This window comes from Pseudomonas fluorescens, from assembly GCF_002837185.1.
GTDB classification, from domain to species: domain Bacteria; phylum Pseudomonadota; class Gammaproteobacteria; order Pseudomonadales; family Pseudomonadaceae; genus Aquipseudomonas; species Aquipseudomonas fluorescens_AM.
Genome location: NZ_KZ477992.1, coordinates 1 through 26596 on the forward strand (window position 1 = coordinate 1; position 26596 = coordinate 26596).

At 60.8% G+C, this 26596-nt stretch carries 26 protein-coding genes and 1 pseudogene; 16 read left to right on the forward strand and 11 right to left on the reverse strand.

Annotated elements, in window-relative coordinates:
- Positions 1 to 133 precede the first annotated feature (133 nt).
- The 6 genes from CIB54_RS09620 to CIB54_RS09645 form a co-directional block, all read right to left on the reverse strand.
- Positions 134 to 475: a HopJ type III effector protein gene (locus CIB54_RS09620; RefSeq protein WP_101219662.1), complete on the reverse strand. Its 342-nt coding sequence runs from the start codon at positions 473 to 475 to the stop codon at positions 134 to 136.
- Complete coding sequence (locus CIB54_RS09625; RefSeq protein ID WP_065951195.1) at positions 468 to 764, reverse strand: DUF1244 domain-containing protein; 297 nt, start codon at positions 762 to 764, stop codon at positions 468 to 470. The genes CIB54_RS09620 and CIB54_RS09625 overlap by 8 nt, the downstream gene beginning before the upstream one ends.
- A gap of 111 nt (positions 765 to 875) precedes the next feature.
- On the reverse strand, positions 876 to 1247 hold the full coding sequence (gene folX / locus CIB54_RS09630) for a dihydroneopterin triphosphate 2'-epimerase (RefSeq protein WP_065951196.1): 372 nt from the start codon (positions 1245 to 1247) through the stop codon (positions 876 to 878).
- A 2-nt stretch (positions 1248 to 1249) separates the two neighbouring features.
- Positions 1250 to 1810, reverse strand: a complete 561-nt coding sequence (folE, locus tag CIB54_RS09635) for a GTP cyclohydrolase I FolE (protein WP_065951197.1) — start codon at positions 1808 to 1810, stop codon at positions 1250 to 1252.
- A 20-nt stretch (positions 1811 to 1830) separates the two neighbouring features.
- Positions 1831 to 2541, reverse strand: coding sequence for a dihydromonapterin reductase (folM, locus tag CIB54_RS09640; RefSeq protein ID WP_101219663.1), 711 nt, complete (start codon positions 2539 to 2541; stop codon positions 1831 to 1833).
- A gap of 57 nt (positions 2542 to 2598) precedes the next feature.
- The gene (locus CIB54_RS09645; protein WP_101219664.1) at positions 2599 to 3156 is read right to left on the reverse strand and encodes a putative antibiotic biosynthesis monooxygenase; all 558 of its coding nucleotides are present in this window, start codon (positions 3154 to 3156) and stop codon (positions 2599 to 2601) included.
- Between the two features lie 177 nt (positions 3157 to 3333).
- On the opposite strand from CIB54_RS09645, the gene CIB54_RS09650 reads away from it, so the two are divergent.
- Positions 3334 to 4326, forward strand: a complete 993-nt coding sequence (locus tag CIB54_RS09650) for a MerR family transcriptional regulator (protein ID WP_101219665.1) — start codon at positions 3334 to 3336, stop codon at positions 4324 to 4326.
- A 2-nt stretch (positions 4327 to 4328) separates the two neighbouring features.
- On the opposite strand, the gene CIB54_RS09655 is transcribed toward CIB54_RS09650, so the two are convergent.
- Together CIB54_RS09655 and CIB54_RS09660 are read right to left on the reverse strand one after the other, a co-directional pair.
- Positions 4329 to 4934, reverse strand: a complete 606-nt coding sequence (locus CIB54_RS09655) for a hypothetical protein (RefSeq protein WP_101219666.1) — start codon at positions 4932 to 4934, stop codon at positions 4329 to 4331.
- Between the two features lie 58 nt (positions 4935 to 4992).
- On the reverse strand, positions 4993 to 5460 hold the full coding sequence (locus CIB54_RS09660; RefSeq protein WP_065951202.1) for a PAS domain S-box protein: 468 nt from the start codon (positions 5458 to 5460) through the stop codon (positions 4993 to 4995).
- Between the two features lie 127 nt (positions 5461 to 5587).
- On the opposite strand from CIB54_RS09660, the gene CIB54_RS09665 reads away from it, so the two are divergent.
- From CIB54_RS09665 to CIB54_RS09695, 7 genes are all read left to right on the forward strand, one after another.
- Positions 5588 to 6043 (forward strand): flavodoxin, encoded by a 456-nt coding sequence (locus tag CIB54_RS09665; protein WP_101219667.1) that lies wholly within the window; start codon positions 5588 to 5590, stop codon positions 6041 to 6043.
- Positions 6044 to 6245: 202 nt separating this feature from the next.
- The gene (locus CIB54_RS09670) at positions 6246 to 7028 is read left to right on the forward strand and encodes a class II aldolase/adducin family protein (protein ID WP_101219668.1); all 783 of its coding nucleotides are present in this window, start codon (positions 6246 to 6248) and stop codon (positions 7026 to 7028) included.
- Positions 7028 to 7930, forward strand: a complete 903-nt coding sequence (locus tag CIB54_RS09675; RefSeq protein WP_065951205.1) for an alpha/beta fold hydrolase — start codon at positions 7028 to 7030, stop codon at positions 7928 to 7930. The genes CIB54_RS09670 and CIB54_RS09675 overlap by 1 nt, the downstream gene beginning before the upstream one ends.
- Positions 7931 to 8060: 130 nt before the next feature.
- On the forward strand, positions 8061 to 8972 hold the full coding sequence (locus CIB54_RS09680) for an SDR family oxidoreductase (RefSeq protein WP_101219669.1): 912 nt from the start codon (positions 8061 to 8063) through the stop codon (positions 8970 to 8972).
- A 482-nt stretch (positions 8973 to 9454) separates the two neighbouring features.
- Complete coding sequence (locus CIB54_RS09685) at positions 9455 to 11236, forward strand: DUF1302 domain-containing protein (RefSeq protein ID WP_065951207.1); 1782 nt, start codon at positions 9455 to 9457, stop codon at positions 11234 to 11236.
- A gap of 26 nt (positions 11237 to 11262) precedes the next feature.
- Entirely contained in the window at positions 11263 to 12621 is a 1359-nt protein-coding gene (locus CIB54_RS09690) for a DUF1329 domain-containing protein (protein ID WP_101219670.1), read from the forward strand.
- Between the two features lie 172 nt (positions 12622 to 12793).
- Entirely contained in the window at positions 12794 to 15295 is a 2502-nt protein-coding gene (locus tag CIB54_RS09695; RefSeq protein ID WP_101219671.1) for a LuxR C-terminal-related transcriptional regulator, read from the forward strand.
- Here CIB54_RS09695 and CIB54_RS09700 read toward each other — a convergent pair.
- Positions 15292 to 16167: a helix-turn-helix domain-containing protein gene (locus CIB54_RS09700; RefSeq protein WP_101219672.1), complete on the reverse strand. Its 876-nt coding sequence runs from the start codon at positions 16165 to 16167 to the stop codon at positions 15292 to 15294. The two genes, CIB54_RS09695 and CIB54_RS09700, sit on opposite strands and share 4 nt — an antisense overlap.
- A 136-nt stretch (positions 16168 to 16303) precedes the next feature.
- Here CIB54_RS09700 and CIB54_RS09705 point away from each other — a divergent pair, with 136 nt between their 5' ends.
- Entirely contained in the window at positions 16304 to 17206 is a 903-nt protein-coding gene (locus CIB54_RS09705; RefSeq protein ID WP_065951211.1) for a DMT family transporter, read from the forward strand.
- Between the two features lie 110 nt (positions 17207 to 17316).
- On the opposite strand, the gene norR is transcribed toward CIB54_RS09705, so the two are convergent.
- Positions 17317 to 18867: a nitric oxide reductase transcriptional regulator NorR gene (norR, locus tag CIB54_RS09710; protein WP_101219673.1), complete on the reverse strand. Its 1551-nt coding sequence runs from the start codon at positions 18865 to 18867 to the stop codon at positions 17317 to 17319.
- 147 nt (positions 18868 to 19014) lie between these two features.
- On the opposite strand from norR, the gene hmpA reads away from it, so the two are divergent.
- Positions 19015 to 20196 (forward strand): NO-inducible flavohemoprotein, encoded by a 1182-nt coding sequence (gene hmpA / locus CIB54_RS09715; RefSeq protein WP_101219674.1) that lies wholly within the window; start codon positions 19015 to 19017, stop codon positions 20194 to 20196.
- A 220-nt stretch (positions 20197 to 20416) separates the two neighbouring features.
- Entirely contained in the window at positions 20417 to 20923 is a 507-nt protein-coding gene (locus CIB54_RS09720) for a disulfide bond formation protein B (protein WP_065951214.1), read from the forward strand.
- Between the two features lie 472 nt (positions 20924 to 21395).
- On the opposite strand, the pseudogene CIB54_RS27890 reads toward CIB54_RS09720, so the two are convergent.
- Positions 21396 to 21686 (reverse strand): annotated as a pseudogene (locus tag CIB54_RS27890) (hypothetical protein).
- Between the two features lie 27 nt (positions 21687 to 21713).
- Between CIB54_RS27890 and cyoA the strand changes: the two are divergent.
- Genes cyoA through cyoE form a run of 5 tightly spaced genes read left to right on the forward strand, consistent with a single transcriptional unit; the run spans position 21714 to position 26541 of the window.
- A complete protein-coding gene (gene cyoA / locus CIB54_RS09730; RefSeq protein WP_065885078.1) occupies positions 21714 to 22655 on the forward strand; it encodes a ubiquinol oxidase subunit II in 942 nt (313 codons plus the stop codon).
- Between the two features lie 3 nt (positions 22656 to 22658).
- A complete protein-coding gene (cyoB, locus tag CIB54_RS09735) occupies positions 22659 to 24677 on the forward strand; it encodes a cytochrome o ubiquinol oxidase subunit I (RefSeq protein ID WP_065951216.1) in 2019 nt (672 codons plus the stop codon).
- Positions 24678 to 24680: 3 nt separating this feature from the next.
- Positions 24681 to 25307, forward strand: a complete 627-nt coding sequence (locus CIB54_RS09740) for a cytochrome o ubiquinol oxidase subunit III (RefSeq protein WP_003194052.1) — start codon at positions 24681 to 24683, stop codon at positions 25305 to 25307.
- A complete protein-coding gene (gene cyoD, locus CIB54_RS09745) occupies positions 25307 to 25642 on the forward strand; it encodes a cytochrome o ubiquinol oxidase subunit IV (protein WP_003194051.1) in 336 nt (111 codons plus the stop codon). The genes CIB54_RS09740 and cyoD overlap by 1 nt, the downstream gene beginning before the upstream one ends.
- Before the next feature lie 11 nt (positions 25643 to 25653).
- Positions 25654 to 26541 carry a heme o synthase gene (gene cyoE / locus CIB54_RS09750; protein ID WP_003176002.1) on the forward strand — a complete coding sequence of 296 codons (888 nt, stop codon included), beginning with the start codon at positions 25654 to 25656 and terminating at the stop codon, positions 26539 to 26541.
- Positions 26542 to 26596 lie beyond the last annotated feature (55 nt).

The following is a 26596-nucleotide window of genomic DNA, read 5'->3' on the forward strand; positions in this document are numbered from 1 at the left end:
CGAACTAAGCAACGCGGCAAAACACATGTGGGAGGGGGCTTGCCCCCGATAGCAGTCTTCCAGCCAAGTATTTATTAGCTGACATACCGCTATCGGGGGCAAGCCCCCTCCCACATTTTTATCCGCGTCTGACTCAGGATTTGCGGGTCAGTGGCTCGGCGGTGAATTTCACACCGGCCAGACCATGGGCGATCAACGCGCGGATGTTCCCGTGGTCACTGCCTTCAGGCGTCGCCACCACCGCACGGTAATGCTCGCCAAACGCCAGCAACCCTTCCTGATCGCTCAACCCTTCCAGCAACGCCAACCCCAGGGTCTTGCACGACCCTTCGTTCTGGCCGGCGGCATTTTCCACATCGCCGTTGGTGAAGGCTTGCGGCTGATAGTCGTAACCTTCGGCAACAAAGGCCAGGGTATCGGCAAAAGCGTGCTCGCCGCTGTTGAGGCGGGCGCGCAGGGTGTTCAGGTCAGTCATGGGGTTTTCCTTTGGCAAACGCCGCTTGCTGGTCGGCACTGGCTTCTTGCTGGTATTGGGCTTTCCACTGTGCGTACGGCATGCCGTACACCACTTCACGTGCGTCATCGAGGCTCAACTCGATCCGGCGCTCATCGGCCTCGGCCTTGTACCACTTGGACAGGCAGTTGCGGCAGAAGCCGGCCAGGTTCATCAGGTCGATGTTCTGTACATCCTTGCGGCTGTCCAGGTGTGCTACCAGCCGACGGAAGGCGGCGGCTTCGAGTTCGAGACGTTGTTGGTCGGTCATGGAATCTCTCTGAGATAGTTTCAAGCGGGTAAGCTTCAAGCTGCAAGTTGGAACGCGTCTGGCTTCTAGCTTGAAGCTTGCAGCTTGCAGCTTGAAGCTAAAGACTTACAGCTAACGACTTGCCGCTAACGTAATCGACACCGACTCGGCAAAGCGCAGCGCGTGGGGCTTGTCCACTTCGACTTCGGCATACAGCACCGATTCGTTGCTCATCACCAGGTCCAGCAACTCCTGGGTCAGGCGCTCGAGCAGGGCAAAACGATTGCCTTCGACGTGTGCGATGATCGCCTTGGTGATGGTGCGGTAATTCAAGGCATGGTCGATGTCATTATCGCGCACGGCTTCCTGGGCCGCATACAGGACCGTGAGGTTGATCAGCACATCCTGCTTGTTGAGGATTTCGTCCTCGTTGATGCCGATAAAGGTGCGCAGGCGCAGGTCCTTGACGCGGATGCGCGCCATGCCTGGTTGAAGTTGTGGCATTGCTACTTGCTCCGTCCAATCAGTTGCAGGAACTCCATGCGCGTGGTGTTCGATTCGCGAAACGCGCCGAGCATCACCGAGGTGTTCATGGTTGAATTCTGTTTTTCCACGCCGCGCATCATCATGCACATATGCCTGGCTTCGATCACCACCGCCACGCCGGCGGCCTGGGTCACGTCCTGGATGGCGTCGGCGATCTGCCGGGTGAGGTTTTCCTGGATTTGCAGGCGCCGCGCGAACATGTCGACGATGCGCGCCAGTTTCGACAGGCCCAGCACCTTGCCGGTCGGAATATAGGCCACATGGGCCTTGCCGATAAAGGGCAGCAGGTGATGCTCGCACAGCGAGTACAACTCGATGTCCTTTAGGATCACCATCTCGTCATTGTCAGAGGCGAACAATGCGCCGTTGACGATTTCCTGCAGGTTCTGCTCGTAGCCATGACACAGATACTGCATCGCCTTGGCGGCGCGCTTGGGCGTATCGAGCAGGCCTTCGCGCCCAGGATCTTCACCCAGGCCCTTGAGGATCTCGCGGTAATGGTGGGGCAGGGACAAAGTCATACAACATCCTCACAAACGGCTTACTTGATGTGCCGCCCGCCGTTGACGGTCAGGGTGGTCCCGGTGACATAGGGGTTGTCCAGCAGGTAACGCACGCTCTGGTAGATCACCTGCGGCCCGGGCTCGATACCCAGTGCCGACTTGGCCAGAACCCTGGCGCGATAGGCCGCGTCGTCGCCTTCATTGAACATCACCATGGCCGGCGCGATGCCGTTGACCTTGATCAACGGCGCGAACTGCGCGGCAAACGACAGCGTGAGGCTGTCGAGCCCGGCCTTGGTGGCGCAATAGGCGATGTGCTGACGGCTGCCCTTGCGCACCACATCGTCGCTGATATGTACGATGTCGGCCGGCGTCGAGCGCTGCAGCAGGGGTGAACAATGCAGGTTGATCAGGTACGGCGCAAGCATGTGCACGCTGAACATGTCGATAAAGGCACGGCTTTCGTCGCCCGGGGTTTCCTCGACCCAGGCCGAGGCATTGTGGATGATCGCGCGCAGCGCGTTGGTCTGCGTCTTCAGCTCAGCGATAAACGCCAGAATTCCCGTCTCGCTGGAGAAATCGGCAAATACACCGACCGCGCCGCGTTCGCGCAGTTGCTGCACACCTGGACGTTCGCTGCGGTAGCTGAAGATCACCGGTTGCCCTTCGTCCAGCAGGCGCTCGGCGCAATACAGGCCGACACGCTGGCCGGCACCGGTGATCAGGATCGGGGCTTTGGTTGCAGTCATGGGAGGCTCGAGTCGCTGGCAGATGCAAACTATACCAGCGACCCGTCTCCCCTGTACTCAGGCGGCGGCTTCGCCGGTCTTGCGCGACGGCGCCGGATGCAGCCAGTTCGCCAGCAGATGAGTCGATAACGGGATAAAGAAGTAAACCATCAGCGGTGTGAGCGCCAAGGTGCTGACCAGCACCCGGCTGAACAGGTCCAGCTCGCCGAGCAAGGGGGCCAGGCCGAAGTTGAACAACAGTGACACCGGAAAAAACGCCAGCCAGATCGCCACCGCCTGTTTCCAGCGCGGCGGACGTGCGCCCACGGCACCGAACCAGCCATCGATGCCGCTCACGCGATGTTCGGACGGGTCGGCGAACAGCTCGCTGCCACGGCTCAGCCAGGCACTGCGCGACGCGGAAAACTCCCAGGCATGCAGGGTCTTTTCATCGGCGAAGCGGAAGATGATCTGGAATTCATCATCATGGGGGGGCGGTGCGAGCACGCCCGAGCCCAGGTAACCGGGAAAGTCCGTGGCCAATTGCTCGCCTTCGCGCAGCCAGGCCATCAGTTCTTCGTAGCGACCTTTGGCCACACGGCGCGCAACCATCAAGGTGACGGGGGAGGTAGACATTGTGTATCTCCAGATAAACGGATGCGCTTGACCGGGTAGGCGGCGCACGAGCGCAGTGGCGGGTATTGCCACTGCGCTGAAAAAACAGGCAAGGATTATTCCTGTTTTGCGAAAATACACCAGTGACGTTGGTCCGAAGTCCGAGGGCCTTGAAAAAGACAGGTTTAAGTGCGTTAAATGGGATCCCATTTCCGTTGTCTTTTTGTCAGAAACCCCGTGATTACTGCACCGACTGATAGCACTTTGCAGCTGGAATCGATTGATTCGGAGCAACGCTTCCCCATTCGGGAAGTGGCGAGATTGACAGGCGTCAATCCCGTCACTCTGCGGGCGTGGGAGCGGCGTTACGGGCTGATCCTGCCCGTACGCACCGAAAGTGGGCACCGCCTGTACTCCAGGGCCGATATCGAGACGGTCAGTCGTATTCTCGAGTGGACTGAACGTGGCGTCTCGGTGAGCAAGGTAGGCAGGCTTCTGGCCCGTGCCGCTCAACAGGCCGACGCGATTCGTGCCGAGCGCGACGCGGTTGAAGACAGCGAATGGCCGCAGTGGCGGGCTCGGCTGCTGCAGGCCATCAGTGCTTTCGACGATCGCCAGTTGGAAAGCGTTTATGGCCAGATTTTCTCGGCCTATCCCCTGAACGTCGCGTTCCAGGACATCCTGATGCCGCTGTGGAACGACTTGCTGCGCCATCAGGGCCGTTTCGGTCAGGCCAGTGAGTGGCTGTTTTTCGACGCTTTCCTTCGGGTGCAGACGTTCCTGCGCCTGCAGATAGCGAGCGCGTCGCCGGCGCCCCGCGTGTTACTCAGCGCTATGCCTGGTGAGTGCCGAAAACTGGAGCTGTTGGTGGCGGCGCTGCTGATGAGCGGGGAGGGTTTGACCGTGAAGGTACTGGGCCTGGGCCAGCCGGTCGATGAGTTGACCCTGGTCTGTGAAAAGATCCGCCCCCAGGCGTTGGTGATTTTCTCCAACCATTCACACAAGCAGGACCTGAAAGCGCGTTTGAACCGCCTGGCATTGACCCTCAATTGCCCGCTGTTTCTCGCAGGCGCTGCATCGCAGCTGTTGCAGGCCGATCTGGCCGGTACTCCCATCGGTTGCCTGGGCAGCGAAGGACGCCAGATGCGCCAGCGTCTGCAGCAGTTTCTCAGTGGCGGCCTGGATACCTGATCTCAGGCATGTACATGCGGATGCACCAGACGATGCTGGTGCAGGATGAACTGGCGCAGGCGCTCGATTTCATCCGCGTCACTCTGATTCAGGCGGTAGGCGAACAATCCCCGGGCGGTTTCCCGCTCCAGCGTGCCGCGCAGCGCAATGCGTTCGTAACCGGACGGGCTGAACCACAACGAGAAGGATTTCGGCGGCCTGGCTGGGCCACGCCCTTCTACGAGCACACCTTTGAATGACACTTCATGCACCCACAGCGCGCTGGCGGAGCCCTTGATGTTCTCCAGGGCCACCGGCGCTTCAAGGGCCAGGCGCCATGGGCGAATCATCGGTCCGTCTTCAAAAATACTCGGCACGCCCAGCCGAAGATGCACCGCATGAAACTCATCCTCGACCAGATGCAGAGGGAAGGTGAGCTGCTGATTGTCGAACTGCGCCTGGATGGTGACTTGATCATGAGAGGCCAACCGGGTCAGCAGATCGCGAATCTGTGCACCGCCATTAACCGTCAGGCTCGACCATGCGTCCCGCAGGTTGAGCTGCGGGTTGTGCTGCATGTTCTGGATAAAATCCAGCTCGTCCTGAGTCAATAGAGCATCGCGGCGCATTGATATAGCTCAAAGGTTGGGCATTAAAAGGCCATTATCGCTCTAAAGAACGCATTTGTTACAGCTTGTTAACTTGGCTGTTCGACTTGAGCGCCGCCAGCTCGGCTTTAAGCTCGGCTACCTGGGTTTCCAACTGAGCCACGCGTTGCTGTGCTTTGACCTGGAGGGTGACGTCTTTTTGCACGCCGACGAAATACGTCTGCTGGTCGGCCGCGTTGTACACCGTCGACACCGAGAGCTCGTTCCAGAAGTGCGTGCCGTCTTTGCGGTAGTTGCGCACGATCTCTCGGCAGGCGCCGCCACTGTCAAGCGCCTCGCGGATCGCCATCAGGGCCGGCTGGTCACGATCGCCCGACTGCAGGAAGCGGCAATCCTGATAGAGAATCTCGTCCAGGGTATAGCCGGTCAGCCGTTCGAACGCGGGGTTGACGTAGATCAGCGGCTTCTCTTCGCCCTCGCGTTCGGCAACGACGATGCCGTCGTTGGACGCATTGACAACCATCTGCAGCAACTTGGCGTTAATCATTGAGCGTTCCATGGCTTGTTCTGATGGTGCAAGTTTATGGCAAATCCTGAATGTTGCACGGCTCGCCCTGAAACCACGGTGCAACTGCTAATATTCTACGCTTTCGTTCAATGACAGGATCAGATTGATGAAAGTCGCCATCCTTTCCGGCTCGGTCTACGGCACGGCAGAAGAAGTCGCCCGCCACGCCCGGGACATCCTCAACGCTGCGGGTTTTGACGCCTGGCACGATCCGCGCGCCACGCTGGCGGACGTGCAGGCCTTCGCCCCCGAGGCGTTCCTGGCGGTCACATCGACCACCGGCATGGGCGAGTTACCCGACAACCTGCAGCCGCTGTATTCGAGTATTCGCGACCAACTGCCGGCCGCCTGGCGCGGCCTGCCCGGTGCGGTCATTGGCCTGGGCGACGCCAGCTACGGCGACACCTTCTGCGGCGGCGGCGAGCAACTGCGCGAATTGTTCGGTGAGTTGGGCGTTCGCGAAGTGCTGCCGATGCTGCGCCTGGACGCCAGCGAAAGCGTGACCCCGGAGAGCGACGCCGAGCCGTGGTTGGCCGAGTTTGTGACGGCCCTGCAACCGTAGCGAGTGGGCGCGGCAACTGTGGGCACACTGTCCAGCGTGCTTTTATTGACGGCGCTTCTATGACACCGATTTGTACTATTCTCTAGACTGACTCGTTCAGTCATCAAGCTGGCTGCGAAGGCAACTCCGCAAGCCAGGGCGTCTGACTAGACTGGCCCATCACTTAAAAAACAATAATAAGTGCGCCAAGGAGGTCAATATCGTGAGTCTAGCCCCGGTTTCATCGCCACAGAATGTCAAAGACCAGGTCAGTGCGGCCGAATGGCAGACGCGTATCGACCTGGCGGCCTGCTATCGCCTGGTGGCGATGCATGGCTGGGACGATCTGATTTTCACGCATATTTCGGCCAAGGTGCCGGGCACCGATGATTTCCTGATCAACCCCTATGGGCTGATGTTCCACGAGATCACCGCCTCGAGCCTGGTCAAGGTGGACCAGGCCGGCAACAAACGTATGGCCAGTCCCTACGAGATCAACCCCGCGGGCTACACCATCCACAGCGCCATCCACGAAATACGCCACGACGTGAGCTGTGTGCTGCACACCCACACCGCCGCCGGCGTCGCGGTGTCTGCGCAACGGCAGGGCGTGCTGCCGATCAGCCAGCAATCGCTGTTTGTGCTGTCCAGCCTTGCCTATCACGCCTATGAAGGCGTGGCCCTCAATCACGATGAAAAGGCACGCCTGCAGGCGGACCTGGGTGAAAACAATTTTCTGATGCTGCACAACCATGGCTTGCTGACGTGCGGCGCCACCATCGCCGATACCTTTCTGATGATGTTCACGTTCCAGCGTGCCTGTGACATCCAGGTGCTGGCGCAGAACGGCGCGGCCGAGTTGATTGCCATCGAGCCGCAGATTCTGGCCGGCGCCAAGGCGATGGTGGCGGCTGTCACAAAAAGTGCCCAAGGTATGGGCGGTGTGCTGGCCTGGCCGGCGCTGCTGCGCAGATTGGATCACCAGGACCCCGGGTATAAAAGCTGATGCCACTTGCCGAAATACCACTCAGCGTCTGGCGCAAACGCGGCCAGGACTTCGTCTTCCGCGGTCACACCATTCGTTATTGGGTGGCCGGGCAGGGCGAGCCGCTGCTGTTGATTCACGGCTTTCCCACGGCGAGTTGGGATTGGCATTATCTGTGGCAGCCGCTGGCCCAGCGCAATCTGGTGATTGCCTGCGACATGCTCGGTTTTGGCGACTCGGCCAAACCGCTGGATCATGGGTACTGCCTGCTGGAGCAAGCGGACCTGCAACAGGCGCTGCTTGAACACCTGCAGGTCGTCAAGCCGGTGCATGTATTGGCCCACGACTATGGCGACAGCGTGGCCCAGGAACTGCTGGCCCGACATTATGAAGGCCGGTTTCAGATGGCCAGCTGTGTGTTTCTCAACGGTGGGCTGTTCCCCGAAACCCATCGTGCAACGTTGGTGCAGAAGTTATTGCTCAGCCCTTTGGGCTGGATGATCGGCCGAGCCTCTGGAAGAAGCGGCCTGGCCAACAGTTTCAACCAGATCTTTGGCCCACGGACGCGGCCCAGCGAAAGCGCCCTGGATGATTTCTGGAGCCTGATTGAACGCAATGATGGCACGCGCATCCTGCACAAGTTGATCAGCTATATCCCTCAGCGCCGTCGCCTGCGCGACCGCTGGGTGGCAGCGATGCAACGCGACGACGTGCCGTTGCGCGTCATCGACGGTGAGGTCGATCCCATTTCCGGCGCGCATATGGTGGAGCGCTACCACCAGCTGGTGCCGCATGCCGATACCGTATCGCTGGCCGGCATCGGCCATTACCCGCAGATCGAGGTGCCGGTCCAGGTGCTCAGGCATTACCAGGCGTTTCGTGAGCGTATTGGCCAGCAGTCGACGCGTGCGGCTTATTCCTGAGTCTGGTGTCTGCGTAACGCATCATCCCGCTGCCTTATCGAGCACCATTCAGCGTTGCCCGTATTTATTGTGACCCAAGGTGCTGTGCCCGACACTCTGGCCATTGCCATTGTCGCCAGAGGAGTTGGGTATGAATCAGTCAGTGCAGTTGCAGGATAAGGTCGTGATCGTCACCGGTGCCGGCGGTGGATTGGGCCGGGCCCATGCGCTGCTGTTCGCCCGACACGGGGCCAAAGTACTGGTCAATGACCTCGGTGGTTCGACCCAGGGCGAAGGCGCCAATGCCTCGGCGGCCGACCGGGTGGTGGCCGAAATCCGCGAAGCCGGCGGCACTGCCGAAGCCAACCATGATTCCGTCACCGACGGCGACAAAATCGTGCAGAACGCGTTGGATGCGTTCGGCCGTATCGATGTGGTGGTGAACAACGCCGGCATTCTGCGTGACAAGACTTTCCACAAAATGGACGACAGCGATTGGGACCTGGTTTACCGGGTGCATGTCGAAGGCGCCTACAAAGTCACCCGCGCCGCCTGGCCGCATCTGCGCGAGCAGGGTTATGGCCGGGTGATCTTCACCGCGTCCACCTCGGGCATCTACGGCAACTTCGGCCAGTCCAACTACGGCATGGCCAAGCTCGGCCTGTATGGCTTGACCCGAACCCTGGCGCTGGAAGGGCGCAAGCACAACATCCTGGTCAACGCGATTGCGCCCACCGGCGGCACGCGCATGACTGAAGGGCTGATCCCGCCGCAGGTGTTCGAGCGCCTCAAGCCGGAACTGGTCAGCCCGTTGGTGGTGTACCTGGGCAGCGAAGCCTGTCAGGAAACCTCCGGCCTGTTCGAGGTGGGCGGCGGCTGGATCGGCAAGACCCGCTGGGAGCGCAGCCTGGGCATGGGCTTCGATCCCGAAGCGGGCTTTTCGCCGGATGACGTGGCGGCACACTGGCAGCAAATCTGCGACTTCGAAGGCGCGGCGCACCCCGGGGACAATATCGAGGCGCTGAAAGAGATGATGGCCAACTTGCAGAAGTTCAGCCTCTGATCGTTGCCATAAAAATGGTGAATCCCACGGGGCGTCGACGACGCCCCGTTTTTATTTGAGGCATAAAAAAGGCCGCTGCATAGGCAGCGGCCGAAGTAAGACGTTGGATCAAGGAGCGATAAATCAACGTCAGTGAACACGGGTAACAGATTGAAAGTAGTCACAATCGGTTGAATTCGAGCTTTTCTCCCCCACTCGGGAGCGGGCTGTTTGCCCTGAGAGCGAGGTAAGAATAGTCGGTTGTAACAGAATGAGTAATAGCAGTTCAGGACAAGGACTGTTACCAAAACGACAATAATGACCTGGTCGTCATCGATTCCTCTGATACGCCACCATCCATCCAATCCATGACCGCGCCGAAACCTTGGCCGGCGCGGCTCGTCATCCTTTCGAGCGACAACACGAATACCTCCTTGGTGCGCTTATCGCTCTTCATGGGCGGCAGTAGGGTGGGGCCTTCTGTCACTCACCGGGGAAGACGCATGACAAAAACAACAATGCGCGCCATCTTCACGCCACAGGCGCTGGCCGCTGCGGTTGCCGTGGGCTGCTGTGCCCAGGCACAGGCTGTTTCGTTCAACATTGGCGAGATCGAAGGGCAATTCGATTCCTCGCTGTCGGTCGGTGCAAGCTGGGGCACGCGGGATGCCGACACAAGCCTGGTCGGCGCCGTCAACGGCGGCACAGGTCAGGCGTCCACCGGCGATGACGGACGTCTGAACTTCAAGAAGGGCGAAACCTTCTCCAAAATCTTCAAGGGCCTGCACGACCTTGAACTGAAATACGGCGACACCGGTGTGTTCGTGCGTGGCAAGTACTGGTACGACTTCGAGCTCAAGGACGAGGACCGCGAGTTCAAGCCGATCAGCGATCACAACCGCAAGGAAGGCGCCAAATCCAGCGGTGCGCAGATCCTCGATGCGTTCGTTTACCACAACTATTCCCTGGGCGACCTGCCCGGCACCGTACGCGCCGGCAAGCAGGTGGTCAGTTGGGGCGAAAGTACTTTCATCGGCAACTCCATCAACAGCATCAACCCGATCGACGTGTCGGCGTTCCGTCGTCCAGGCGCCGAGATCAAGGAAGGCCTGATCCCGGTAAACATGCTGTTCGCTTCCCAGAGCCTGACCAATCAGTTGACCGTGGAAGGTTTCTACCAGTTGGAGTGGGACCAGACCGTGCTGGACAACTGCGGCACCTTCTTCGGCGGGGACGTGGCGGCGGACGGCTGCACCGGTAACTACACGGTGGGCAGCCCGGGGATTGCGCCGCTGCAACCCATCGCGGCGGCACGCGGCCAGGGTTTTGTGGTGACCCGCGAAGGCGTGGTGGTGCAGCGCGCCGCGGACCGTGATGCGCGCGACTCCGGCCAGTTTGGCGCCGCCTTGCGCTGGCTGGGCGATGACACCGAATACGGCCTGTACTTCATGAACTACCACAGCCGCACCCCGACCGTGGGCACGATTACCGCCAATACCAACCTGGCGACCATCGGCGCCATTGGCGCCGCCGCCCCGGCGGGCTTTGGTGGGGCGCTGGCCCAGAGCACCATGCTCGGTCGCGGCCAGTACTACCTGGACTACCCGGAAGATATCCGCTTGTTCGGCGCCAGCTTCTCCACCACCTTGCCCACCGGCACGGCGTGGACCGGCGAGATCAGCTATCGGCCCAATGCGCCCGTGCAACTCAACACCACCGACCTGACCCTGGCGCTGGTCAACCCGATTGCCGGCAATACCGCGTCGCCTATCCGCAGCTCATTCGGCGCCGACAACAAAGGCTACCGCCGCAAGGAAATCACCCAGATTCAAAGCACCATGACCCAGTTCTTCGACCAGGTGCTGGGCGCCGAGCGCCTGACACTGGTGGGCGAAGCGGCCGTGGTGCACGTCGCCGGCCTGGAAGACAAAACCAGACTGCGTTATGGCCGCGACTCGGTGTACGGCGCCTATGGGTTCCAGGGTGACACCGACGGTTTCGTCACCTCCACCTCCTGGGGCTACCGCGCACGGGCAATCCTTGACTACAACAACGCAATTGCCGGGGTGAACCTCAAGCCCAACCTGTCCTGGTCCCATGACGTCGCCGGCTACGGCCCCAACGGGATTTTCAACAAAGGCGCCAAGGCTATCAGCGTCGGCGTGGACGCGGACTACCGCAGCACCTACACCGCCAGTCTCAGTTACACCGACTTCTTTGGCGGCGACTACAACACCCTGACCGACCGCGACTTCCTCGCCCTCAGCTTCGGCGTGAACTTCTGATTTGGCTTAAAGAAGGACAAGAACCTATGCGTAAGACAATTGCAGTGCTGGCCCTGAGCCTGTTGGCCGCCCACGTGATGGCAGCGGTATCGCCGCAAGAAGCCGACAAGCTTGGCACCACCCTGACCCCGGTCGGCGCCGAAAAAGCCGGCAACGCCGATGGCTCGATCCCGGCCTGGACCGGCGGCATCCCGAAAAACGCCGGCGCGGTGGACAGCAAGGGCTTTCTCGCCGACCCGTTCGCCGGTGAAAAACCGCTGTTCGTGATCACCGCCGCCACCGTCGACAAGTACAAGGACAAGCTCTCCGACGGCCAGGTGGCGATGTTCAAGCGCTACCCCGAGACCTACAAGATCCCGGTGTACCCGAGCCACCGTACGGTCAACCTGCCGGCGGATATCTACGCGTCGATCAAGCGCAGCGCACTCAACGTCAAGGCGATCAACGACGGCAACGGTCTGGAGAACTTCACGGGTAACCGTTACTACGCGTTCCCGATCCCCAAGAACGGCGTGGAAGTACTGTGGAATCACATCACTCGCTATCACGGCGGCAACCTGCGCCGCATCATCACCCAGGCCACGCCCCAGACCAACGGCAGTTACACGCCGATCCGCTTCGAAGAAGAAGTCGCGGTGCCACAGGCTATCCCCGATATCGACCCGGCCAAGGCGGCCAACGTGCTGAGTTATTTCAAGCAGTCGGTCACGGCGCCGGCGCGGCTGGCCGGCAACGTGCTGCTGGTGCACGAAACCCTCGACCAGGTGAAGGAGCCGCGCCTGGCCTGGATCTACAACGCCGGCCAGCGCCGTGTGCGGCGGGCACCGCAGGTGTCGTATGACGGGCCGGGCACCGCCTCCGACGGCCTGCGCACCACGGATAACTTCGACATGTTCTCTGGCGCGCCCGACCGCTATGACTGGAAACTGGTGGGCAAGAAGGAGCTGTACATCCCGTACAACAGCTACAAGCTCGATTCGCCCACCCTCAAGTACGACGACATCATCAAGGCCGGGCATATCAACCAGGACCTGACCCGCTATGAGCTGCATCGCGTCTGGGAAGTGGTCGGCACCGTCAAGCCGAGCGAGCGGCACATCTACGCCAAGCGCCACATGTACATCGACGAAGACAGCTGGCAGGTCGCCCTGGTGGACCACTACGACGGTCGCGGCCAACTGTGGCGTGTCGCCGAAGGCCATGCACAGTTCTATTACGACCACCAGGTGCCGGCCTACACCGTGGAAACCCTGTACGACCTGATCGCCGGGCGCTACCTCGCGCTGGGCATGAAGAACGAGGAGAAGAGCAGCTTCGTGTTCGGCTTCGCGGCCAAGGCGGCGGATTACACCCCGGCGGCGCTCAGGTCCGAAGGCGTGCGCTGATCTTCAACTGACACTGCAATCAACCTGTGGGAGGGGGCAAGCCCTCTCCCACATCGGGCTGTGTACACATCGGGTTCTGTGCATGGTCCTTAATCACCCCGCTGAATACTTCTTCAACAACCGCCCACCACAGGACTAGGGTTGCATCACAATAAAAAAGCAGGATGCAGCAATGACCGCCCTGACACGCTGCCTGGACCGTCCTGGATTCATGCCTCGGCTGTCCGCCCACCATGTGCTGCGCCCGCGTCTGGCCGCAGCGTTGCTCGCGGCGCCGGCACGTGTGAAGTTGTTGTGCGCGCCGGGCGGCAGTGGCAAGAGCGCGTTGCTCGCCGAATGTGCACTGCAGGCGCCGCCCGGGTGCCAGGTGTACTGGTTGGCGCTCAATGGTGGCGTGGCGTGCCCTGGTGATTTTTCCCGGCGCTTGGCGCACAGCCTGGGCCTGTCTTATACCGATGAAGCCACGTTATTGCTGGATCTTGGGCGCTGGCAACACCCGGCGTGGGTGTGCCTGGACGATTTCTGCCGCATGCCCGCTGCCGAGCTGGACGCCTTGCTGGATCGGTTGCTCACCGTCAGCAGCCCGGCGCTGACCTGGTGGCTGGGTGCGCGGCGCCGGCCATCGTGCAATTGGCCGCGGCTGTTGCTCGATGACGAATTGTTGGCGTGCGGCAGCAGCGAACTGGCCTTCAACGCTACGGAAATCCAGGCGTTGGTTGGGCCAGGGCAGAGTGTCGAGAGCGTCATGCAGTTCAGCGCGGGCTGGTGTGCCGGGGTGCGCATCGCGTTACTCAATGACGGCCATGCCGATAAAACCTTGCTCGATTATCTGCAACACGAAGTGTTCAACAGCTTGCCGGCGGAGTTGGCCGAAGCCTGGCGGGTGCTGGCCAACCTGCCGCGCTTCAACACGGGGCTGTGTGAACACCTGTTCGGCTCTGGTGACGGTGCTCAGTACCTGCGCGAGCTTCAAGCGCTCGGTGCGTTTATCCAGCCCTGGGAAGGCAGCACCGATTGGCTGCAGATATTTGCACCCCTGGCGCGCCTGCTGCGCGAAGAACCCTGGCCGGCCAAGCGCGCCTGGCACCGGCGCGCCTGCCAGTGGTTCAGTGCCGAGCAGGACTGGCAGGCCGCCTTCGAGCAGGCACTGCTGGCGCAGGAATACGAGGCGGCGGTGAGCCTGTTGCAGCACTTCAGTTTCGAAGACTTGTTTCGCGGGCAAAATGCCGTGCTGCTGTTGCGCCTGCATGAGCAGCAGGGCGATGAATTGATGCTCGGCTCGGCGCAATTGGTCGGGCTGGTCACGGCTGCACTGCTGTTTGCCGGGCGCTTCGAGCAGGCGGCGGTGTGCATCGACCAGTTGGCTCGATTCGCACCGCGACCCACGGCGGTGGCGCAGCGTCATCTGGTGGCGCGCTGGCAGGCGCAAGCCGGCTGGCTGCTGCACCTGAGCGGCGATGCCGAGGGGGCCCGCGCGCATTTCCTCGAGGCGCTGCAAGCCTTGCCCGAAGATGCCTGGACATCGCGCCTGATGTGCCTGTCGGGCCTGACCCAGCAAGCCCTGCTGCGCGGTGAACTGGATGTCGCCCAGACCTTCAATCGTGAAGCGCTGTGCCTGGCCCGCGCCCACGGTTCGCTGGTGTTGGAGGCCTTGCTGGAGCTGGATCACGCCCAATTGCTGGAACAGCGCGGCGCGCCGTACCGGGCGCAAAGCCTGTTGGAAAGCGTGCAGGCGATGCTGGCCGAGCAGCGCTTGCAGGCGGGGCCATTGATGGGGCGTATCGCCCTGCGACGCGGGCATCTGGCGTTGCGTCAAGGGCAGGACGCCCTGGCGGGCGAGTGTTTCGAGGTCGGCATGAACATCTGCCTGCACAGCCAGGACAAGCGCGTGCTCTACGGGTTTCTCGGGCTGGCGCTGCTGGCGGCCAATCGCGGTGATTACGCCCAGGCGTTCATCCAGCTGCGCGATGCCGAGCGGCTGATGCAGCAGCGCCACGTTCCCGTGCTGGTGTACCGCGCGGTACTGTTGTTGGTCAGCGGGCATTTCTGGTTGCAGCAGGGGCGCGCGGAATTGACGGTCGAAGCGGTGCGCCGCGTGCTGCGTCACTTTCATGGGCCCTGCGCCAAGCAGGCGCCGCCGGCCACGCTGGAATTGATCCCGCGTCTTGAGTACCTGCTGGTGCTGGCCGAGGTCAGGCTGGGCTGCGCCGAACAGCCGCTAGAGCGCCTCGGCGCCTTGCTCGACAGCACTCGGCAACGCGGCATGCTGTGCCTGGAAACCGAATTGCAGTTGGTGCTGGGGGAGGTGGCCTGGCGCCTGGCAGAGCCGGCCCGGGCGCGCCTGGCCCTGCAAGCCGGCCTGGCATTGGCGGCGCGTTGCCAGGTGCAGCAGGCGGTGCGCGAGTTGCGTCTACGCGCACCGGGCTTACTGAGTGAGTTGGGGCTCGAACCGCAAGCGTCGCCCGTCGGCGTCACGCACAACCCGCTGAGCCAGCGCGAACTGGAAGTGTTGCAGTTGATCGCCCTGGGCAACTCCAATCTGCAAATTGCCGACCGCCTGTATATCTCCCTGCACACGGTCAAGACCCATGCGCGGCGTATCCACAGCAAACTCGGGGTGGAGCGGCGCACCCAGGCGGTGGCCAAGGCCAAGACGCTGGGCCTGATGGGCTAAGCGCGCAATGCCTGGCGATAGTCCCCAGGCGCCGCGCCCATGGCTTGGCGAAAGCGCTGGTTGAAATGACTGGCGCTGGAGAAACCGCACCTCAACGCGATCTCCCCCACGGCCAGGGTGCTGCCGCGCAGCAGGCTCTGCGCGCGGGCCAGCCGGCGCGCCAGCAGGTACTGGTGGGGCGGCAGGCCGAAGCTTTGGCGGAACATGCGCGCGAAATGGTACTCCGACAGTGCGCACAGGCCGGCCAGTTGGCCGAGGCTGATGGCGTTCTGCAGGTGCTGGTCGATGTACTCCACCAACCGCCGCCGCTGGTGCGCGGCCAGCCCACCTTTTACCCGCAGCCCGTCGCGGGCGCCGACCTGGCTGAGCAGAGTGTGACTGAGCATTTCGTGGGCCAGGCTGCTGGTCAGCAGGCGCTCGCCGGGCTCGTGCCAGTTGAGGGCAATCAACTGGTGAAAGCATCCGGACAGATGGGCGTCTTCGAGGAAGGTGCCTTCGCGCAATTGCAGTTCACGGGGTTCGCGGTCGAGCAGGGTGACGCAGCCGAGGGCAAATTGTTCGGGGCTGAAATACACATGGGCCAGGCGAATCTGGCCATTGATCACCCACGCCGATTGATGCTCGGCCGGCAGGATGCACAGTTTGTCCGGGCCGCCCTTGATGCCCGGCTGGTCACGGCGAAAGGTGCCGGTGCCGCCGCCGATGTAGCACGACAACGTGTGATGGCTGGGCGCCTGGTAATCCTGGGAATCGTGGTGGTTGCTCCACAATGCCGCGGACAGACCGTCACCGAGCTCGGCACAGGCTTGCAGGCGTGCATTGGGCGAGCGGTTGAGGGCTTGAAAGACTTGCAGGGATTCCAGTGCTGGCATGCTGTGTTCTCCGACGTTTTGCATCCTACTCCGCCGTCATGGCGCTGTGAGCCCCGCGGCCGACAAAAGCGCAAGAATGTGCAAGAGAACTGCACGCGGTAAAAGCGACACTGGGACTCACTCGCCGGAGCCCGCTATGAACCTTTTCCTGTATTTACTCACGGTGCTGATCTGGGGCACCACCTGGATCGCGCTCAAATGGCAGTTGGGCGTGGTGGCGATTCCCGTATCGATCGTGTACCGCTTCGGCCTGGCGGCGCTGGTGCTGTTCGTGCTGTTGCTGCTCAGCCGCCGACTGCAGGTGATGAACCGGCGCGGGCACCTGATTTGCCTGGCGCAGGGCCTGTGCCTGTTTTGCCTCAACTTCATGTGTTTTCTCACCGCCAGCCAGTGGATTCCCAGCGGGCTGGTGGCGGTGGTGTTTTCCACGGCGACCTTGTGGAACGCCCTGAATGCCCGGGTGTTTTTCGCTCAGCGGGTCGCACGCAATGTGTTGATGGGCGGCGCGCTTGGGTTGCTGGGACTGGGCTGTTTGTTCTGGCCGGAGGTGGTCGGGCACACCGCCAGCCCGCAGACCTTGCTGGGCCTGGGCTTGGCCTTGCTGGGCACGATGTGTTTTTCGGCGGGCAATATGCTGTCGAGCCTGCAGCAGAAAGCCGGGCTCAAGCCGTTGACCACCAATGCCTGGGGCATGGCCTACGGTGCGGTGATGCTGGCGGCCTATTGCGCAGTGCGCGGTATTCCGTTCGAGATGGACTGGAGCGCGCGGTATATCGGCGCGCTGTGGTACCTGGTGATCCCGGGTTCGGTGATTGGCTTTACCGCCTACCTGACGCTGGTCGGGCGCATGGGGCCGGAGCGGGCGGCCTATTGCACGGTGTTGTTCCCGGTGGTGGCGCTGAACGTATCGGCATTTGCCGAGGGCTATCAATGGACCGCACCGGCGCTGGCGGGGTTGGTGCTGGTGATGCTGGGCAATGTGCTGGTGTTTCGCAAACCCCGGCCGGTAGCACCGACTTTTCATGCGAAACAAATCTGATGTGGGAGGGGGCTTGCCCCCGATAGCGGCCTTGCAGTTGACACATGCATTGACTGACATACTGCTATCGGGGGCAAGCCCCCTCCCACATTTGATACCAGGTGGCCTGTCTATTTCAGTCCAAGCCGCCTGGCCATGCGGCCGAGGTTGGCGCGGTCCAGCCCCAGTTCGCGGGCGGCGCCGGCCCAGTTGTGTTGATGGCGCTCCAGGCAGGCGCTGATGGTCCGGCGCTGGAAGTGCTCGGTGGCCTGGCGCAGGTCACCAGTGGCGTCGGGGGCAGTAGCGGGCGGTGTTTCGATGGCCGTTGCGCTGACATCCGGCAGGTCCAGGTCCAGGTCCACGGCGCTCAGGCTGAGAATTTTCGGCCGCTCGCGGCAGTGGCCCAGGGCTTTGAGCGCGCTGCGTCCGATCAAGTGTTCCAGCTCGCGCACATTGCCCGGCCAGTCGTAGGCCAGCAGCGCCGCCTGGGCATCGCTGGTCAGGCGCAGACTGCCCAGGCCCATGCGTGAGCGGTTCTGCTCCAGGAAGAAGCCGGCCAGCAACAGCACATCACGCCCGCGTTCACGCAGCGCAGGCACTTTCAGAGGGTAGACGCTCAAGCGGTGGTAGAAGTCGGCGCGGTAGCGGCCATTGCGTACCTCAAAGGCCAGGTCACGATTGGTGGCGGCAATCAGGCGCACATTCACCTGATGCTCCTTGTCCGAACCCAGGCGCTGCAACTGGCCGCTTTGCAGCACCCGCAGCAGCTTGGCCTGCACCGTCAGCGACAGTTCGCCCACTTCATCCAGGAACAGCGTGCCGCCATTGGCCAATTCGAATTTGCCCCGGCGTTCATTCAGCGCGCCGGTGAAGGCGCCGCGCACATGGCCGAACAGCTCGCTTTCCACCAGGGTTTCGGGCAGTGCGGCGCAGTTGAGGCTGATCAGGGGTTTGTCGGCACGCGCCGAGGCGGCGTGGATCGCCTGGGCGACCAGCTCCTTGCCGACTCCGGTTTCACCGGTGATCAGCACGGTCAGGTCACTGCCGCCCACCAGTTTGATTTCCTCCACCAGATGCTTGTGCGCCTTGCTCTGGCCGATCATTTCCTTGTGTTGCTGGCCGCTGGCTTGACGATAGATCTCGGCACGCTGGTGCTCGTCCTCGGCGCGCAACGCCAGGCGTTCAATGCGCTCGGCGACGTTGACGGTGGCGGCGGCAAGGCTGGCAAAAGCTTGCAGGGCGTCCAGTTCGACCCGTTCAAAGCGCTCGGTGTCGAGGGCGTCCAGGGTCAGCAGGCCCCAGGGCTGGTCGTCGATAAACAACGGGCAGCCCATGCAATCGTGTACTTGCAGATGCCCGTGCAGGCCGTCCACCAGGCCGTCGTAAGGGTCGGGCAATTGGCTGTCGCTGTCGAAGCGGGTAGGGCCGGGGCTGCTCAGCAGCACCTCGAAACGCGGGTGTTCGCTGACCTTGAAGCGTCGGCCCAGGGTATCGGCGCTCAAGCCATCCACGGCCAGCGGCACCAGCCACTCGCCATCCAGTCGCAGCAACGCGGCGGCATCGCACGGCAGCAGGGCGCGCATGGCTTGCAGCAGGCGTCGATAACGCTCGCCCTCGGGCAGTTCCCGTGACAGGTCGGCGACCAGCGGCAGCAGGGTGGTGAGCAACGGCTGTGCAGTCATAATGACTCCTTGTAGTCCTTATGACTATAAGTTGTAGGAGGTCATACTGACTACATAATATTTAACTCTATGAAAAATAACGTTTTATTTTTTGGCATGAATACTGACTACCTAAGGGTAATGAGTAAAAAGACCCAGGAGTCTGCCATGCTGAGTGCCCAAGACCGTGCCATCGTCAAATCCACCGTGCCCCTGCTGGAAAGCGGCGGCGAAGCGCTGATCACCCATTTCTACCGGATGATGCTGTCGGAATACCCGCAAGTTCGCCCACTGTTCAATCAGGCCCACCAGGCCAGCGGCGACCAGTCCCGCGCACTGGCCAATGGCGTATTGATGTACGCGCGGCATATCGACCAGTTGGACCAACTGGGCGACCTGGTGGCCAGGATCATCAACAAGCACGTGGCCTTGCAGATCCTGCCGGAGCACTACCCGATCGTCGGTGCGTGCCTGCTGCGGGCTATTTCCGAGGTGCTGGGCAGCGAGATAGCCACCCCTGAGGTGATGAGTGCCTGGGGCGCGGCGTACGGCCAGTTGGCGGACATCCTGATCGGCGCCGAAGCGGCTATCTACGACGAAAAGGCCCAGGCGCCCGGCGGCTGGCGCGGTGCGCGGCCGTTCCTGCTGGTCAAGCGTGTGGAGGAGAGCGACGAGATCATCTCGTTCTACTTCGCCCCGGTGGACCACGGCCCGATTCTCAACGCTGCCCCTGGCCAGTACATCGGCATGAAACTGGTGCTCGATGGCGAGGAAGTGCGTCGCAACTATTCCCTGTCGGCCTTGAGTGATGCGGGCCTGTATCGCATCAGCGTCAAGCGCGAAGCCGGTGGGCGGGTATCCAACTACCTGCATGACCAACTGCACGTCGGCGCGACCATCGACCTGTTCCCGCCGGCGGGCGAGTTCACCCTGGCCGCCAGCGATAAGCCGCTGGTACTGATCAGCGGCGGGGTGGGCATTACGCCAACCCTGCCAATGCTCGAAGCGGCCCTGGCCACCCAGCGCCCGGTGCACTTTATCCACTGCGCGCGTAACGGCGGCGTGCACGCGTTCCGTGACTGGGTGGATACGCTGGCGGCCAGGCACCCGCAACTCAAGCGCTTCTACTGCTATGCCGAGGACGACGGCGTGAGCCCGGCGGCGGACAAGGTCGGCCTGCTGAGCCAGGATCAACTGGCGGCGTGGTTGCCCGAGCAGCGCGACATCGATGCGTACTTCCTGGGGCCTAAAGGCTTCATGGCTGCGATCAAGCGGCATCTGAAGGCGCTGGGTGTACCTGAGAAGCAGGCGCGCTACGAGTTCTTCGGCCCGGCTGCGGCGCTGGAATAACCCCTCAGCAGCCATGCTGTCCAATGTGGGAGGGGGCTTGCCCCCGATAGCGGTGGGTCAGTCAGCTTGTCTTTCGCTGATACATCGCATCGGGGGCAAGCCCCCTCCCACATTAGCTCTGCATTTTTCTCGATTAATCCGGCGTTAACCCTTCTCTGTTTTAACGGGTGCCTGTGTGTAAACTTGTTGCCATCAGGCAAACAAACAAAGGAAACCGGAGATGAGTGACGAAATGCGTTTGGGCAGGGAGCGGCGCTTTCTGGTGTTGCTGGGCATCATCTGCCTGGCGCTGATCGGCGGCGCGCTGTACATGCAGGTGGTGTTGGGCGAAGCGCCGTGCCCACTGTGCATCCTGCAACGCTACGCCTTGCTGTTGATCGCGTTCTTTGCGTTCATCGGCGCCGCGATGCGCACCAAAGGGGCCGTCACGCTCTTTGAAGGGCTGGTGGTGCTCAGCGCCCTGGGCGGTGTGGCGGCTGCCGGTCACCATGTGTATACCCAGTTCTTCCCTCAGGTCAGTTGCGGCATCGATGTGCTGCAGCCGATCGTCGATGACCTGCCCCTGGCCAAAGTGTTTCCCCTGGGCTTTCAGGTCGACGGCTTCTGCAGCACGCCCTATCCGCCGATCCTCGGCCTGTCCCTGGCGCAATGGGCATTGGTGGCGTTCGTGCTGACCGTGATCCTGGTGCCCCTGTGCATCTATCGTAATCGCCACCCCAAAGCCTGAGCCCGCTCACGAAACGCCCCGGTCTGCTTGAGTGCAGGCCGGGGCGTTTTTGTTCGCAGGGATTTGTGAAAGAGCTGTGACGAGTGGCAACAAAAGCGGCGCGCAGCGTGCGACATGTTGTCACACGGAGGCTGTCGCAGGAGGGTCGTAACCGTCCGGACCGGCCTCTGGATTTGCATCTGGTGCGCAAACTGTGCTGTCAGTTCGGGGTTTGCAAGGCGCCGCGAAACGCTCAAGGGTTCGGCACGCGCGGGGTGAGTAAATGCCTTGTTTTATGGGGACTTTACTGCGTTTACCATGCCCTTACAGGTTGTAAGGGGAGTGGCAATCTGCCCAATAGCCCAGCAATTTTTGTGGTTTTTGTTGAGAATTGAACGCGATAAGATCGCGAACCATTGCAAGAATGGTGAAGGATTATTGCTGTAATCGATAAAAATTATTTCTTTATCAGACATGGTTTATACATCGCTAGCTAACTACAATCGCCCGCACTGAATGTCCGGTGCTGTTCAATATTTGAGCATTGGAGCGGTCGAGGAGCAGATGGAAGGCTCTGTGCGATCCCAGGTTCCGGCAGCCTTTCAACTATCCGCACCAAATGGAATTGGTCTGTAACAAGGCCTTTAGCCACGAAATCGAATAAGAACTCACCGCAGGTCCGTGAAACGTACAGCTATGACGTGGCGGGCAGGCTCTTATTCAATCGAAGAGAAATGCCAACCCTTGGCAGGGTGAAGTGTTGGCGATCAAAACCCAACTGCATTGCGCAAGCTGCTTTAGAGGTCGTGAGATGAGTAAAAACAGGTACCCCCGATTACTAGGCTTTTTGCCGCTGCTTGGCATGATGTTAATGCTGGGAGGCTGCAAGTGGACCTTGCTCGACCCAAAAGGACAGGTCGGTCTGGATGAACGAAACCTGATCATCACCGCCACCCTGCTGATGCTGCTGGTCGTGGTCCCTGTGATCATCATGACCTTCGCCTTCGCCTGGAAATACCGCGCGTCCAACACCAGCGCCACCTACGCGCCGAAGTGGTCGCACTCCACCAAGATCGAAATCGCGGTGTGGCTGGTCCCGATCCTCATCATCATTGCCCTGGGTTATGTGACCTACAAGTCCACCCACGCGCTGGACCCGTACCGTCCGCTGGAATCGGACGTCAAGCCGATCAACATCGAAGTGGTCGCGCTGGACTGGAAGTGGCTGTTCATCTACCCGGACCTGGGTATCGCCACTGTGAACCAGATCCGGTTCCCGGAACACACTCCGCTGAACTTCAAGATCACCTCCGACGCCGTGATGAACTCGTTCTTCATCCCAGCCCTGGGCGGCCAGATCTACGCGATGGCAGGCATGCAGACCAAGCTGCACCTGATCGCCAACCAGAAAGCTGAAATGGAAGGCATCTCCGCCAACTACAGCGGCGCTGGCTTCACCGGCATGAAATTCAAAGCGATCTCGACGAGCCAGGAAGAATTTGACGCCTGGGTAGCCGAAGTCAAGGCCGCACCTAAACAGCTTGATCAAGCTGAATACGACGCCCTGACCAAACCAAGCCAGAACAACCCTGTCGCGCTGTACTCCGCGTTTGAACCGAACCTGTTTCAGAAAATCGTCGACAAGTACGAAGGTATGAAGCCAGGCAAGCCGGTCAAGCACGAGAAGAAAGAAGTGGCCGTGGTTGAAGGTTCTGACACAGGCGCGCATTCAACTGCTGGGGCAGAGGAGTAAACGATGTTTGGTAAATTAAGTTGGGACGCGGTCCCATTCCACGAGCCGATTGTGATGATTACCATCGCCATGATCGCGCTGGGTGGTCTGGCACTGTTTGCAGGTATCACTTACTTCAAGAAGTGGACCTACCTGTGGACCGAATGGCTGACGTCGGTCGACCACAAGAAAATCGGCGTCATGTACGTCATCGTGGCCATGGTCATGCTGCTGCGTGGTTTTGCCGACGCCATCATGATGCGTACCCAGTTGGCCATGGCCACCGAGGGTTCGCCTGGCTACCTGCCACCTGAGCACTATGACCAGATCTTCACCGCCCACGGTGTGATCATGATCATCTTCATGGCGATGCCTTTCTTCACCGGCCTGATGAACCTTGCCTTGCCGCTGCAGATCGGTGCGCGTGACGTTGCCTACCCGTTCCTGAACTCCCTGAGCTTCTGGCTGCTGGTGTCGGGCGTGGTACTGATCAACGTGTCCCTGGGCGTCGGCGAATTCGCCAAGACCGGTTGGGTTGCGTATCCGCCATTGTCGGGCCTGCAATACAGCCCGGGCGTGGGTGTGGACTACTACATCTGGGCCCTGCAGTTATCAGGACTCGGGACGACATTGACGGGGGTCAACTTCCTGGCCACCGTCCTGAAGATGCGCGCCCCCGGCATGAAACTGATGGACATGCCGATCTTCACCTGGACCTGCACCTGGGCAAACGTGCTGATCGTGGCTTCGTTCCCGATCCTGGCCGCTACCATGGCGCTGCTGTCGCTTGACCGTTACCTGGATTTCCACATTTTCACCAATGAACTTGGTGGCAATCCAATGATGTACGTGAACCTGTTCTGGGCATGGGGTCACCCTGAGGTGTACATCCTGATCCTGCCAGCGTTCGGTATCTTCTCCGAAGTGATCTCGACCTTTACCGGCAAGCGCCTGTTCGGTCACCACTCGATGGTCTATGCATCGGGCGCCATCTCGGTACTGGGCTTCATGGTGTGGCTGCACCACTTCTTCACCATGGGTTCGGGGGCCAGCGTCAACGCCTTCTTCGGCCTGGCGACGATGCTGATTTCGATCCCGACGGGGGTGAAGCTATTCAACTGGCTGTTCACCATCTACCACGGTCGTCTGCGCATGACCAGCCAGGTCCTGTGGACCCTGGGCTTCATGGTGACCTTCGCCATCGGCGGCATGACCGGCGTACTGCTGGCCATCCCGGGTGCTGACTTCGTCCTGCACAACAGCCTGTTCGTGATCGCTCACTTCCACAACGTGATCATCGGCGGCGCGGTATTCGGCTACATCGCAGGTTTCAGCTTCTACTTCCCGAAAGCGTTCGGCTTCAAGCTGCACGAAGGCTGGGGCAAGGCTGCATTCTGGTTCTGGATCTCGGGCTTCTTCGTCGCGTTCATGCCGCTCTATGCACTGGGCTTCATGGGCATGACCCGTCGTCTGAACGCCACTACCAACCCTGAGTGGGTGCCGTACCTGTACGTCGCCATGTTCGGTGCAATCATGATCGCCGTGGGCATCGCCTGCCAGTTGATCCAACTGTACGTCAGCGTGCGTGACCGCAAGCAGAACATGTGCGAGTCCGGCGACCCATGGAACGGCCACACCCTGGAATGGTCGACCTCGTCGCCACCACCGTTCTACAACTTCGCCGTGATCCCTACTGCGAACACCATCGATGCGTTCACCGAAGCCAAGGAAGACGGTACTGCGTACCAGCAACCCAAGCACTACGAGCCGATCCACATGCCAAACAACACCGCCACTGGCGTGGTGATGGGTGCGCTGTTGACCGTGTTCGGTTTCGCGATGATCTGGCACATCTGGTGGCTGGCAATCGTGGGCCTGGTAGGCACCATCGGTTACTTCATCATTCACGCTGCCCGTGATGATCAAGGCTACATGGTGCCGGTCGAAACGATCGAACGCATCGAAGCCGAGCAGCACGCTCGCCTGGTAGCCGAGAAGAAAATCCCGGCCAACCGTGTAGAAACCTCGTTGGAACAGGCTTAAACCATGTCGAACTTAGTGACCAATGCTGGACACGCCCATGTCGATGACCATGGGCACGATGACCATCACCACGACTCGGGGCCAATAACCGTCTACGGTTTCTGGCTCTACCTGATGACCGACTGCATCTTGTTTGCGTCGATCTTCGCGGTGTACGCGGTACTGGTAAACAACGTAGCGGGTGGCCCGTCGGGCCACGACATCTTCGAACTGCCGTACGTGCTCGGCGAAACCGCCTTGCTGTTGTTCAGTTCGATCACCTACGGCTTCGCCATGTTGGCCTTCTACAAGGGCAACAAGAAAGGCGTACTGAGCTGGCTGGGCCTGACCTTCCTGTTTGGCCTTGGCTTCATCGGCATGGAGATCAACGAGTTCCACCTGCTGATCTCCGAAGGCTACGGCCCGCACCGTTCCGGTTTCCTGTCGGCGTTCTTCACGCTGGTCGGCACCCACGGTCTGCACGTATCCGCCGGCCTGCTGTGGATGGCGGTGATGATGTATCAGGTCAATAAGCACGGCCTGACCAACACCAACAAGACCCGCCTGAGCTGCCTGAGCCTGTTCTGGCACTTCCTGGACGTGGTCTGGATCTGCGTATTCACCGTCGTTTACTTGATGGGGACTCTGTAATGGCTAATGCACACTCCCATGACAGCCACGATTCAAGCCACGGCAGCGTAAAGTCTTACGCCATCGGCTTCATCCTGTCGGTCATCCTGACCCTGATCCCGTTCGGCCTGGTGATGTACCCAACCCTGCCGAAGTCGATCACCTTGATGATCGTCCTGGCGTTCGCGGTGATTCAGGTCCTGGTTCACCTGGTGTACTTCCTGCACCTGGATCGTTCCAAAGAGCAGCGCGAGAACGTGATTGCGTTCGTGTTTGCAGGCCTGGTGATCGTTCTGCTGGTTGGTCTGTCGCTGTGGATCATGTTCAGCATCCACACCTACATGATGGCGAAGTGAGGTAAGACCCGATGTCGCTTAAGCACTTTATCCAAATCACCAAACCGGGGATCATTTTCGGTAACGTGCTTTCTGTGGCGGGCGGTTTCTTCCTGGCCTCCAAGGGACATGTCGATCTGGCCATCTTCCTGGCGGCGATGATCGGCACCTCCCTGGTGGTAGCTTCCGGATGCGTGTTCAACAACTGCATCGACCGTGACATCGACATCAAGATGGAACGCACCAAGAATCGCGTGCTGGTCCAGGGCCTTATCTCCCTGAAACTGGCACTGATCTTCGCGACCGTCCTGGGTGTTGCGGGCGTGGTGTTGTTGTACAAGGTGGCCAACCCGCTGGCGGCGCTGTTTGCCGTGATCGGCTTTGTCATCTACGTCGGCCTCTACAGCCTCTACCTCAAGCGCAAGTCGGTGCACGGCACGCTGGTGGGGAGTCTGTCGGGGGCGATGCCGCCGGTGATTGGTTATGTGGCTGTAACCAATAGCTTCGACATGGCCGCGCTGGTGCTGCTGGTGATGTTCAGCCTGTGGCAGATGCCGCATTCCTACGCCATCGCGATTTTCCGCTTCAATGACTACCTGGCTGCGTCGATTCCGGTTCTGCCGGTCAAGCGTGGCATCCAGGTGGCCAAGAAACACATCCTGCTCTACATCCTGGCCTTCCTCGTGGCGACCTTGATGTTGACCTTCAGTGGCTATGCCGGCATGAGCTACCTCGCCGTCGCCGCGGCCATGGGCATGTACTGGTTGTACATGGCCTGGACCGGCTACAAGGCGGTGGATGACACCGTCTGGGCGCGCAAGCTGTTCGTGTTCTCGATCTTCACCATCACCGCGCTCAGCGTGATGATGTCCCTGGATTTCCAAGTGCCGAAAGAGCTGCTGCTGACCTACGCGCACTGAGTGGTCCGAGCAGTAAAGGCCCCGCCTTCGCAAGAAGCGCGGGGTTTTTTATTGA

Bases quoted from the DNA above. Each gene is read 5' to 3' on its own strand.
- CIB54_RS09620 (WP_101219662.1), bottom strand. From the start codon at position 475: ATGACTGACCTGAACACCCTGCGCGCCCGCCTCAACAGCGGCGAGCAC.
- CIB54_RS09625 (WP_065951195.1), bottom strand. From the start codon at position 764: ATGACCGACCAACAACGTCTCGAACTCGAAGCCGCCGCCTTCCGTCGG.
- folX (WP_065951196.1), bottom strand. From the start codon at position 1,247: ATGCCACAACTTCAACCAGGCATGGCGCGCATCCGCGTCAAGGACCTG.
- folE (WP_065951197.1), bottom strand. From the start codon at position 1,810: ATGACTTTGTCCCTGCCCCACCATTACCGCGAGATCCTCAAGGGCCTG.
- folM (WP_101219663.1), bottom strand. From the start codon at position 2,541: ATGACTGCAACCAAAGCCCCGATCCTGATCACCGGTGCCGGCCAGCGT.
- CIB54_RS09645 (WP_101219664.1), bottom strand. From the start codon at position 3,156: ATGTCTACCTCCCCCGTCACCTTGATGGTTGCGCGCCGTGTGGCCAAA.
- CIB54_RS09650 (WP_101219665.1), top strand. From the start codon at position 3,334: ATGGGATCCCATTTCCGTTGTCTTTTTGTCAGAAACCCCGTGATTACT.
- CIB54_RS09655 (WP_101219666.1), bottom strand. From the start codon at position 4,934: ATGCGCCGCGATGCTCTATTGACTCAGGACGAGCTGGATTTTATCCAG.
- CIB54_RS09660 (WP_065951202.1), bottom strand. From the start codon at position 5,460: ATGATTAACGCCAAGTTGCTGCAGATGGTTGTCAATGCGTCCAACGAC.
- CIB54_RS09665 (WP_101219667.1), top strand. From the start codon at position 5,588: ATGAAAGTCGCCATCCTTTCCGGCTCGGTCTACGGCACGGCAGAAGAA.
- CIB54_RS09675 (WP_065951205.1), top strand. From the start codon at position 7,028: ATGCCACTTGCCGAAATACCACTCAGCGTCTGGCGCAAACGCGGCCAG.
- CIB54_RS09680 (WP_101219669.1), top strand. From the start codon at position 8,061: ATGAATCAGTCAGTGCAGTTGCAGGATAAGGTCGTGATCGTCACCGGT.
- CIB54_RS09685 (WP_065951207.1), top strand. From the start codon at position 9,455: ATGACAAAAACAACAATGCGCGCCATCTTCACGCCACAGGCGCTGGCC.
- CIB54_RS09690 (WP_101219670.1), top strand. From the start codon at position 11,263: ATGCGTAAGACAATTGCAGTGCTGGCCCTGAGCCTGTTGGCCGCCCAC.
- CIB54_RS09695 (WP_101219671.1), top strand. From the start codon at position 12,794: ATGACCGCCCTGACACGCTGCCTGGACCGTCCTGGATTCATGCCTCGG.
- CIB54_RS09700 (WP_101219672.1), bottom strand. From the start codon at position 16,167: ATGCCAGCACTGGAATCCCTGCAAGTCTTTCAAGCCCTCAACCGCTCG.
- CIB54_RS09705 (WP_065951211.1), top strand. From the start codon at position 16,304: ATGAACCTTTTCCTGTATTTACTCACGGTGCTGATCTGGGGCACCACC.
- norR (WP_101219673.1), bottom strand. From the start codon at position 18,867: ATGACTGCACAGCCGTTGCTCACCACCCTGCTGCCGCTGGTCGCCGAC.
- hmpA (WP_101219674.1), top strand. From the start codon at position 19,015: ATGCTGAGTGCCCAAGACCGTGCCATCGTCAAATCCACCGTGCCCCTG.
- CIB54_RS09720 (WP_065951214.1), top strand. From the start codon at position 20,417: ATGAGTGACGAAATGCGTTTGGGCAGGGAGCGGCGCTTTCTGGTGTTG.
- cyoA (WP_065885078.1), top strand. From the start codon at position 21,714: ATGAGTAAAAACAGGTACCCCCGATTACTAGGCTTTTTGCCGCTGCTT.
- cyoB (WP_065951216.1), top strand. From the start codon at position 22,659: ATGTTTGGTAAATTAAGTTGGGACGCGGTCCCATTCCACGAGCCGATT.
- CIB54_RS09740 (WP_003194052.1), top strand. From the start codon at position 24,681: ATGTCGAACTTAGTGACCAATGCTGGACACGCCCATGTCGATGACCAT.
- cyoD (WP_003194051.1), top strand. From the start codon at position 25,307: ATGGCTAATGCACACTCCCATGACAGCCACGATTCAAGCCACGGCAGC.
- cyoE (WP_003176002.1), top strand. From the start codon at position 25,654: ATGTCGCTTAAGCACTTTATCCAAATCACCAAACCGGGGATCATTTTC.